We start from the raw sequence: 11,042 nt of genomic DNA, 5'->3' as shown, positions 1-11,042 counted from the left end.
AACCATCCGAACCGCACGGTCGCGGACTTCAGGCGAAAACTTGTTCGTGGTCTTGCTTGTCATGGCTCCATCCTCTCAGGAGTTGGAGTCTCCGGCAAACCCGGGGCGGTTCAGTGCCAGCTCTTGCCTGTGCTGGCTTAACTCGATCGAACCGCCGTGGTACGGACCCGTATGCCCGGTGGTGTGGGAGGGGTGGCGTCGCGAGACGCCCCCCTATCCCGATCAATCCCCTTTCGCGCGGCCAGTTTCCGGCAAATTCGATTTCCACAATTCGTCGTTTTAGGATTCCAAATCAACAGCTTGGGCATTCTTCACGGACGACCAAAAATAGCTGACCTTGTCGAGCGACAGATCACGGGATCGCAGCGAAACGGTCTTTTGTCAGAGTTCGACCGGCTTAACTCTTGTCCAGAATCTGACAGTCGCGCCGCCTTTGTCAGGTTGAGAACACACACTGGCAAATCTCACTTGTTCAAAGCCTAATCAGTCGCTCAAGTGAAGGAGACGTCATTGGCACGGCTGTTGCTATCGAAATGCAGCGACACTGATTGGCTGAGGACACGCACAGGAGCAAGACAAACGATGCTCTCGCACTTGAACCCGTGTGCATCGCTTTGAGAAGCATACCCGCGTATCTTTCATCCCACCTGAGAGCGCACACAACAGCGTGTGGGCCGGGCGATCATGGTTACAACAATGATGCCAAAGAGGCCCAATGCCAACGCCGGAGGCAATTCGAATGCGACACCCGGATGTCGAATCTGTGCTGATGAGCAAGGTTAACCGTGTGAGACGCAGCTTGCGCTCGGAGCCGCTTCAGAGAACGATCAACTTTTCAGAAGGAATGACGCCAGATGCGCCGTTGGGACACTCATAACGCCGCTAGGCATCGCGATACACGATGGATGGCGAGACACCGCCCCGGCCGTCCCCATCTCGTCACGGAAGGGCGGGTCTGCTTCAGGCCTTAAGCCGCCAGATCGAGCCCGTCGGTGAATTCGTTCCGCGTCTCGGCTGACCCGCGTTTGGCCTTTCCAAGTTCTGTTGCCCGCGCATGTCGCTGTCGTAGACGAGTAAGGAGGGTAAGATATCGCTGGCATTCAGTGCTTCGGGCTCACAAGCGACCCTCACTCCGCGGCACCTGTGACATGACTTTGTCAGACTTTGACTTGGTGTACCGATGAACAACGACTTCAATCTCAATATCGATCTAGACATTTGCAGCAGACCCAATATTGAGCTAGACGTGGAGGGGTTCAAGGGCACAGAGTGCATTTCACTGCCGTTCAGCTACGTGATCTATGCCACGACATCGAGCAATGTCGATACCGGCTCTTTGATAGGCGAGCCCGCCAAGCTGTCTGTCAAAACCGCGTGCGGGCGATGGCTTGCCTCGGGCCTGTGCGCCCAAGTCGATGAACTTGATCCGACGGTAACTGGCCTACGAGTGCTCCAGTTCGTCTTGCGGCCGCGCTTTGCCGTTGCCGAGCTCTCCATCGCGAGCCGCATTTTTGGTCCTGGCCAACCCATGGCCGTCGATGACATCATTAAACAGCAGTTGAAGAAGGTGAGCATCAGCGTTCCCGCCGAATACAATCTTGATCGCTATCCCAAGCGAAGTTACGTTGTGCAATACAACGAAAGCGATTTGACGTTCATTTCGCGCCTTTGCGAACGGCACGGAATTTTTTACTTCTTCAAGCAACAAGAAGACGGTGAGACCGTCATCTTCGGCGACAAGAATCAGGCCTTCCCCAAGATCGGGTTCGGCGCTAAGTCGGCGATTCTTTATGCGCACCAGTATGAGCGCGAGACACCGCGAGGCGTCGACGAAAGCGCCATTCTGTCATTCCGGCAGCGCCGGGTTCTCTCGACCAAGACCATCGCGCTCCGCGATTACGACGAAACGGTGCCTTCCGTCGTGTCCGCCGATAAGCAGGTCGGACAAGGCAGCGGATTTTTCGGCAAAGCCTCGCGCTTCGGCGGGCATTTTGCGAATGAAGCAGAGGCGGCAACGCTGGCCCGGATCCGCGCCGAGCAGATCTGCGCCAGCCAGACAATGTACATCGCCCACAGCGACGCACCGGAGCTGCGAGCCGGCGTTATTTTCGAACTGCAGGGCCATCCCCGCTTCGATGGTGAATATCTGATCATCACCGCGGAACACGCGGCCTATCGCCCGGCGCCGACCGGACTCGGCGCGGTCGCTCAAGATGGGCGAGCCTACCAGAACACGGTGCATTGCATCCGCTCGGACGTGCCTTATCGACCGGTTGTAATGACGCCTGTGCCTCTGGGCGTTGGCCTCCACACCGCCACAGTCGACGGAGAAGCTTGGAATGGGCGGGCCGAGATCGACGAACATGGCCGCTACAAACTGCAGTTGATATTCGCCGAAGAACTGGCGAAAGGCCGTGGCAGCGACTACGTGCGCAAGCTCGAACCTTATGTAGGTCCAAATCAAACTGGCTTGCATTGTCCGTTAGTCCCCGGAACTGAAGTTCTAGTCGGCTACTTGAACGGTGATATTGATCGGCCAATCGTGATCGGAGCGGTCCACAACCCTGATATGAAGGCAGGAGTGACTTCGGACACGCACTTGTTCAATCGCCTCAAGTCGCAATCTGGCGCCTCGATCGAGATTTACGACGGACCCGCATGATTTCTTCCCCTCATGGCGGCTTATGACCGCCTGGCGCCCAGCGACTCACGAAATCGACCCGCTATTGGAAGCGGTCGCCAATGCGGCCCGCGCGACCATCCTCCCGGCAGCGTCAATCAACATACCATCGCCGTCGACCGATGGCATTCGGTCGCAACGGCTTCGTGACGGACGAGAATTGCGTCTCAAATTATCTACGCGCTGTCTCGAGCAGAAGCAACGTGGTCCTTGCACGGTGATCGTCTACGCGCTGCTGGGCAATGCTGTTGTCGATAACGGCATAGGGTATCAGGTGAGGGGACAGGCAGTACTCGATGTTGCCACGCGTGCCTTTCTCGATGTCGCGTGTCACTTGGAACAGGTCGCCCCCGTCAGGCCGTGACGAGTTATTGTCTCGATTGCGACGAGGTCTTCGCGTTGATGGGTGCCGGTGCCTGGATATCTGCCCAGCCCATTGACTGTCACGTCCGTAAGGCCCGAAAGGTCAGATATCGATGCACACGGTTCTGGCACGGATGTTGCGAGGTTCGTCATGCCGGTATGTGCCGGGTATCGACAGAGACTGGGAGACAAACGTGTCACTTGAAGCCTACATGACAATCAAGGGAAAGAAGCAGGGCGACATCTCCAAGGATGCATCCAAGCCGGACAGCATCGGGCAGGTCGCCAAGGGTGCCTCTGATAAACAAGCGAAGATCACCTTGGTCGCGTTCGCCAGCGGCATTATCGTTCCGCGCGACGGAACGAGCGGTGTCGCCACGGGCGCTCGCAACCACCAGCCAGTGACCATCACGAAATTCTTCGATCGGGCCTCGCCGCTGCTATGGCAGGCGCTGGCGACCAACGAGTTGCTCGAAGACGCGGTCTGCGAGTTCTACCGCACCGATCCAGTTGGCATGCCGCATCCGCAGAACTTCTTCAAAATGACCTGGAGGAATGCGACGTTAGTCAGTGGCAAGGCTTATGTGCCGACCACAATCAATCCGCAGAACAACTTCTATCAGAACATGGAAGAGTGGCAGTTCACCTACAAAGAAGTGAAATGGGAGCACATTCCCTGCAGCACCAGCGGCGAGGATAAATGGTGACAACCTGTCGCCGTTTTGTCGTCCGTGAAGAACGCTGATTTCAGGCTGGATTGATTTCTACGCCGAGACGCCGGATCCCGCCCGGCCGCTGGTTTGCTTCGACGAGACCCCCGTCCAGCTGATCGGCGAGGTGCGCCAGCCTGTCCCGGCCCAACCGGGACAGCGCGAGCGATACGATTACGAGTATCGCCGCAACGGCACCGTCAATCTCTTCGTCACCTTCGATCCGCGTCGGGGCTGGCGCAACGTCAAGGTCACCGACCGCCGCGCCGCCGTGGACTACGCCCACTGCATGCGTGAGCTCGTCGACGTCCACTATCCCGACGCCGCCTGCATCCGTGTCGTGCAGGACAATCTGTCGATCCATAAACCTGGGGCGCTGTATGAGGCCTTCGCGCCCGCCGAGGCCCGACGCATCCTGCGCCGCTTCGAATTCCACTTCACTCCGAAACACGCCAGTTGGCTCAACATGGTCGAGTGCGAGATCAGCGTGCTGCAGCGCCAGTGTCTCGGCCGCCGCATCGACGACCCCAAAAGGCTCCGAAACGAGATCGCAGCATGGCAACGGCGGCGAAACAAAACCCGAGCCAGCATCAAATGGATGTTCACAACCGACAAAGCCCGCGCCAAACTCGGCTGCGCTTATCCAGCCACCGCTAAAGAGTCAAAATCACTGTGATGAACCACTAGCCCGGTTACGCCGTGAGCGCGGATCCGGAGTTGTCGTGTCGCCCACCGTTCCCGTCATATGACAGCAGGTGTAAATGCGACGCATAATCGGAATGGATATCCACCGAACTTTCGGCGAGGTGGTTTTCTGGGAAGATGGCAGATTTCGACCGGCCGGTCGCGTCGATATGACCCGCACGGCACTGGAAGGCTTTGGCAAACGCCTTCAACCGATAGACGAGGTGATGATCGAAGCGACCGGCAACTGCATGGCGGTGTCACGGGTGCTGTCGCCGTTCGTGAAGCGGGTGGTCATCGCCAACCCATTGCAGGTGAAGGCAATCGCGCATGCCCATGTGAAGACCGACAAGGTCGACGCGGGCACGCTGGCCAGCTTGTACGCAGCCGGCTATCTGCCGGAAATCTGGACGCCGGACGCGGCCACAGAACGGCTGCGCCGGCTGATCGCCCGGCGTTACCAGGTCGTGCGGCATCGGACCCGGATCAAGAACGAAGTGCACGCAATCCTTCACACGCACCTGATCCCAAAATGTCCGCACGCCGATTCATTCAACGGCCGCGGCCGCGATTGGCTGGAGCACCAGCCAGTACCCGACGACGAACGGGATGCTATTGAGCGGCATGTGCGCGAGCTCGATCGGCTCGCCGAAGATCTCACGATCCTCGATCGGGAGATCGCCACAAACAGCCTGGACGACGGCTCGGTCAGGCGGCTGCTGACGATCACCGGCGTCAATCTGGCGGGGGCGGCGGGTTGATGGCGGCAATTGGCGATATCACGCGTTTCAAGAGCCCGCAGAAACTGGTCAGCTACTTCGGGCTCAATCCGCGTGTGCACCAGTCGGGCCTCGGTGCCGCTCATCACGGCCGGATCAGCAAGGTCGGACGTAGCCACGCCCGGGCCATGCTGGTAGAAGCCGCCTGGGCTGCCGCCAAGACACCCGGACCGCTCCACGCTTCTTCGTGCGCATCCGCGCCAGACGGGGCCATCAGGTGGCCGCCGTCGCCGTAGCGCGCAAGCTGACCGTCCTGTGCTGGCATCTGCTGACGAACGAAGAGGATTACCTCTGGGCCCGGCCCAGTCTTGTCGCTCACAAGATGCGCGGCATGGAGTTACAGGCTGGCCGAGCGCAGAAAAAAGGCAACACGCGCGGCCCTGCCTATGCGTACAATATCAAACAACTCCGCGATGAGGAGATGCACGTCGCCGAGCAAGCGCAGAGAAGGTTGAGCACTTTGTCGAAGCTTGGCGCCCGCGCCCGCCAAAAGAAAAGGCGCGCGGCCGCCTCAACCCGGCAGGACACAGATAGGGCTGCCCGGCGACGCTTACAGCCGACGCGCCGCTCTTCGCCACGAGGTCACCCGCGCACGACAATAACAATCGCCGTTCGGGCTAGTTTCCATTCCCCTGGGACACGGGGCCGGTGAGTCATTGCTTCTTTCCAGGCCCGATCCGATCGAGGGATGCCGCCGTGCTCGGGCCGGTCAAGGCCGAGCCTTGCGGTGGCCGCAAACTGCGGCCAGCCTTGACCGCCCCTGCGCGCGGCAGCTGCGAGAAGGGCGGTCGGGACATGGGGTAATCGCGGAGCAGGCTCCTTGCTAGCCTCTGCGCACTGATTCCCTATCCGAGGAGCAACGCAATGCAGCCGATCACCCAATATGTTGGTCTTGATGTGTCGCTTGAAGAAACCAAAGCTTGTGTAGTCGATGAAGCCGGTAGGACGCTTTGGCGAGGATGTTGCGCGTCGACGCCTGACGAGATTGAGCAGGTTGTCTGCAAGCATGCGCCAAATGCTGTGCGCGTTGGCCTCGAGACCGGCATGCTTTCCGTCTGGCTCTTCCACGAGCTGAAGAAGCGCCGAATTCCAGTTATTTGCATCGACGCCCGCGATGCCAAGGCGGCCTTGTCGCTCCAGATTAACAAAACGGACGCCAACGACGCGCATGGAATCGCCCAGGTGGTTCGCGTCGGCTGGTTTCGGCAGGTGCTGGTCAAGAGTATGGATACCTATGCGGTCCGCGCCATGATCAGCGCCCGCGCGCAGCTCGTTAGCACGGCCCTGAAGATCAAGAATACCGTCCGCGGACTGCTGAAGACCTTCGGCATGATCCTCAAGATCGGAAGTCAACGGCGTTACATTGGGATCGTTCGCGCTGCGATCCAAGACAATCCGGTACTGCTGACGATCGTCGAACCAATGCTGATTGCGCTGAAAACCTTGCAAGACCAAATCACTGTTTTCGATCGTGCGCTGTGCCGTCGCGCATCCGCCGATCCGATCGCCAAACGCCTCATGAGCGCCCCTGGCGTCGGCGTGATCGTTGCGCTCTCGTACATAAGCACGGTCGAAGATCCACACCGGTTTAGACGTTCGCGGACTGTTGCCGCATATCTTGGGCTGACACCGCGCAGGTTCCAGTCGGGAGAAACCGATAGAGCTGGAGGTATCTCGCGTGCTGGTGACCCAGCTATGCGAACCTTGCTTTATGAGGCTGCTTGCGTTGTGTTGCGCCGCTGCTCCCGACCTTCCCCACTCCAGCAATGGGGACGCGCATTGATCGAACGATTGGGAAGCAAACGGGCAATGGTCGCGGTGGCAAGGAAACTGGCGGTCATATTGCATCACATGTGGCGTGACGGGACGGCGTTCCAGTGGAGTCCCCACACCGCGATCACCTAATCGGTACAACCAACATGGAGATCCGCTGTCTGCGATAGCGGTAAGAGGTCCCTGCCGGGACGAGCGCCGGCGACCGCGCCATTCCTCCTGCGGCTGCAGAGATGCAGACCGCGCTCGGGACATAGCGGCGCCGACCTCCTGACGCATAAATGCAGCTGTAAAACCAATCAGACTGCGAAGAGAACCGTGGACTCGGCAGCGACTGACGGTATGGCCAGCGGTGTTGTGGCATAGGGTCGAAACTGGCTGAACAGTGTGTTCGCTTGGCACAGCAAGCTCAAGCCTGGCGCTTTGCGCCCCCGCCTCCGGCGGCTTCGGGCTTGACCTCGCCGTTCCGAGCGAATCTTCGCTCGCCATCGCTTCGACGGACAAGACCAGCACTCTTGTGTGTTCTGAGAAATGGAAAGAAAGGACTTGCATGATGGGGCGCGATTAGAGAACGGAAGAATGCCGGCGGCGCGGTCGAACAAAAGAATGCATCTTCCGGAGCCCGCTAAAAACTGCTTGTCGATCTCATCCGTGGTCCGTAAGTGTTTCCAATGCTCGGCCGGGAAGTCGTAGAATGCCAGCAGCGTATCCCGATCCTTGGCCAGGCAGTCGGCCGCCTTGTCGTATTTCAACGCGTAGCTCTCGATGAAGGCCTCGAACGCCAGTTCGGCGGCGGCCTTGGTTTCGGCCATCCAGATCTCCTGCAACGCGCGTTTCGCTTTCGGCTGCTAGCTCTTCGGTAACTTGGCGAGCACGTTGGCGGTTTTGTGCACCCAGCAGCGCTGCTCGCGCGTTTTCGGCCAGACCTCGCCGGCGGCCTTCCAGAACCCGAGTGCGCCATCGGCGATGACGAGCCGCGGGGAAGCATCGAGCCCGCGCCGCTCAGATCGAGCAGCAGATCGCGCCAGTCGTGCGCGCTCTAGCGGGCGCCAAACGTAGCGTTTCGCCGACAGATCGCGCTTCTGCCAAGCGGCGTGTTCGTCGAACCAGCCGTCCTTCAGTCGGCCGATGGCGGAGGCATACAACCCGGCAGCATCCTTGCCGAGCAGCGCCGCCAGCGCCTCGGAGAAGTCGCCGGTCGAGATACCCTTCAGATAAAGGATCGGCAGCAGCGTCTCGATCGACTTCGACCGGCGCATGTAGGGCGGCAGGATCGACGGCGAGAACCGGATGCGGCCGGGATCGCCGGCGGCGGCTTCGCGCGATCACGCACACGCGGCTGGCGGACGGCGACCGGACCGATACCGGTCATCACCTCGCGTTCCGGCAGGTGACCGTGGCGGACGACGCGCTGGTGACCGTCGTGGGTCTTCAAATCGGCATGCTTGCCGAGAAAGTCCGCAACCTCAACCTCGACCACTTTGGCGAGCGGGGCTCGTGCCCCATTACGCAAGATTTCGGTGAGTTGATCGTCGAAGAATCCTGGCTGAATCAGTCTGGTGACGTTATCGTTGGGCACGGCATATCGCTCCTTTGGTGGAGAAGTGGAGGCGTCAAGCACCCCCACGATATGCCGCCTTCCCGATTCCCGCCGTCACCAACTTTCGGCGATAGCTCATTGAGCGCTCCTGATCGGGCCACCATCAGAGTCTAGGAATGAACAGCCAAGGCGCGTCATCGATTGTGCGAAAGTCGCTCCTGGAGTGACCTCCTATCGGCCATGAGATGGCTGAGGCGCAGCGGGTTGCCCTCTGCTGGCCGCTCTCCTTGCGCCAATCGTGCAGCCAGCGTCCGCGTGGCGTCCACCACAAACACGCCGCAATCATAGTCGTTGCTCTGTTTGGCGATAGGGGCTGGCTGCAGGCGGACGTCCAGCCTGTTTGCGAGCTGTTCTGCAGCTTTGCCGTTGCGCTGCCAGCGGATCTCGCCATTTGGGCCGTGACTGGCCCGTGAGTCGTAGTGATACGCGACCGGGTTTTCCCGCTGGCTGCGATCAACGAACAGCAGCGACCAATGGTCGCCTTGGAGACCAGCACGGGCATTGCTTAATGGCAGGAACAGGAAGTCGGCTGTATCGTTACCAACTTCGTCGTGCATCACCCGCTCCACAATTTCCCGCCTGACGTTCACCTCCTCGCTGAGGCGGAGCAGTTGGACTTGCGAGGGCAGCACGAACCTCATCCGTGGATTCTCCCTCTGAAACTGCGCGCGCACCAAGCTATAATCCGCGCTGATATGCTCGTCGTCCAGCCATTCCCCGGGGGCGAGCACCAGCGGATGCCGCGGTCTGATGCCCGATGATCCGGAGACCTGTCCATCCGGTTGATCCGGCCTGAGACGAACACTGCGGTCCCACTGCAGCTCGGCCGTGCTAAGCTCAGCGTGACTAACGCTATCGCTCATCGGATTACGTGCAGTCGCCTCCGTGTTCCTCTTCCTAACTCGAGACTGGCTTTCGAGTTCAAACGGCACTCCTCCAAGAGTGAGCTCAATTTGAGGGCCTTGCGGATTGTACGGGGTCACAGGTACTGGCGCCAGCTGCAAGGCGGCAGTATAGCGCATACCATTGATAAGCAGATCTGTCCGCCCGAATGTAGTCGGCAGAAGCCCCCTGTTACGCAGTTCGGCAATCAGGGGCGCAGGGGCACAGCCGCCGCGCCAACCCAAGGGGACGTGAGCTCCGAAATCCTCTGGCTCGCCCCTCCAGGTGGGCACAGAGCCGTGATCCAACTCGGGCGGCAGTCGCGCATTCAGATCAAAATCCAAGCTGCCAGAGCGGGCCCGGGACGCCGACGACCCATGATCGCGAATGGCCGAGGGCGACTTAGCATTGGCCGACGATAATGCCCTGGTGATTTGCTGCGAACTGCCCCCCCCCGCGGGCAAACCTCCTTGCTGACGGGAAGAGGCCCGAAGCGTACCTAACGCGGAGACGATCGTGCGGCTGTATACCCCGGTCTCGTTGAACTCTTCAACATCTTTCTCCAGCCCGGCGTGGTGGAGTCGGCCAGCCATAGGCTGTTTTCCATTTTTATAGAGCCAATCACTGAACGCGCGAAGAGCCCTTTGGTACTGTTGCATTGTTCTCGGCAGGAGATTCAACTGTACGGAGAGCTCGCGAATTAACTCCCGATCTTCGGCACATTGCGCTCCACGACGATAGCTCGCACGATCACCAGAGGGAATTGACTCGAGTTTTCTTAGCACCGTCAGCGCGTTTCTGAGAAGAAGGACGTACGGCCCGCCCCTTACCTTTTCAAAGGACTGCACATCCTCATCCAGTTTGTTAAGCCGACCGGCTATTGGCGGCCTCCCGGTCGCGCAGCACCAATCGCTGAATGCTGTCAGGCGGGCGGCCAGCTGTCCGACGTAGTTTGCGCTATAGTCAGCCATCTCAGCTTCTCTTCTGAGTTGGGAAATAAGGCTCTCGTCCAGCTCGCTGTACTTTTGCTTTTCATGCGCCGGAGTGTCGGTCATGGTCGTCTCCAGGATTTCCCGATCGCTGTTGAAAGACGCAGGAGGATCGAAGCCGTCTTTGCTGACTTTGCCGATCACTGCCCCTCGGCCAAGAATCTCATAGTCATGGGGGAGGTGCATCCCGAACTTGTCGACATAATTCCTGACGAAGCGCTGCTTCGCTCGCGACCGCCGCGCAGCAGGGCTGGCAGCGGCGAGCTTAAGATGGTTGAAGCACGACAGCAACTCCTTGGAGCACTGACATGTCCTGACGAACGGCAATATCGTAATGTTCTTCTCCCAAACGGCGATGTTACTTTCTGCTGCATGGATTTTGCAGCGACGACACGTTTTGGGCAACCTCCTCCGCGACAGGTACAAGGATCTCTTCGAAGGGGCGACTTTCTGCAACATTGCCGATCGCATGAAGGGAGCAGAGGGTTTTCTGCTTTGTCGATCGTGTGAATTCGCCGAACCATTAACGTCCGAACGCTGATCTTTGAGAGAAGTTGCCTCCCTGCCTGATCGAAGCGAATT

Annotated in this window: 4 protein-coding genes and 3 pseudogenes; 5 read left to right on the top strand and 2 right to left on the bottom strand. The window is 59.4% G+C overall.

The features are described 5' to 3' along the window. Positions 1-1,180 precede the first annotated feature (1,180 nt). The 5 genes and pseudogenes from AC0L30_RS39525 (at position 1,181) to AC0L30_RS39505 (ending at position 7,121) form a co-directional block, all read left to right on the top strand. Positions 1,181-2,662, top strand: a complete 1,482-nt coding sequence (locus AC0L30_RS39525) for a type VI secretion system Vgr family protein (RefSeq protein ID WP_473406515.1) — start codon at positions 1,181-1,183, stop codon at positions 2,660-2,662. Between the two features lie 575 nt (positions 2,663-3,237). Beyond that, entirely contained in the window at positions 3,238-3,750 is a 513-nt protein-coding gene (locus tag AC0L30_RS39520) for an Hcp family type VI secretion system effector (RefSeq protein WP_473406514.1), read from the top strand. A 49-nt stretch (positions 3,751-3,799) separates the two neighbouring features. After that, positions 3,800-4,429, top strand: a pseudogene (locus AC0L30_RS39515) (IS630 family transposase); the annotation flags it as partial. Positions 4,430-4,532: 103 nt separating this feature from the next. Further along, positions 4,533-5,750, top strand: a pseudogene (locus AC0L30_RS39510) (IS110 family RNA-guided transposase). 330 nt (positions 5,751-6,080) lie between these two features. Beyond that, complete coding sequence (locus tag AC0L30_RS39505) at positions 6,081-7,121, top strand: IS110 family RNA-guided transposase (RefSeq protein WP_473406513.1); 1,041 nt, start codon at positions 6,081-6,083, stop codon at positions 7,119-7,121. A 497-nt stretch (positions 7,122-7,618) separates the two neighbouring features. On the opposite strand, the pseudogene AC0L30_RS39500 reads toward AC0L30_RS39505, so the two are convergent. After that, positions 7,619-8,568 (bottom strand): annotated as a pseudogene (locus tag AC0L30_RS39500) (transposase); the annotation flags it as partial. A gap of 155 nt (positions 8,569-8,723) precedes the next feature. Beyond that, positions 8,724-10,919 carry a Ulp1 family isopeptidase gene (locus AC0L30_RS39495; RefSeq protein WP_473406512.1) on the bottom strand — a complete coding sequence of 732 codons (2,196 nt, stop codon included), beginning with the start codon at positions 10,917-10,919 and terminating at the stop codon, positions 8,724-8,726. Between the last annotated feature and the right edge of the window lie 123 nt (positions 10,920-11,042).

The organism is Bradyrhizobium sp. MI1.11 (assembly GCF_055811255.1).
Note: the sequence above shows the minus strand (reverse complement) of the source record. Positions and strands in the feature narration are given on the sequence as shown.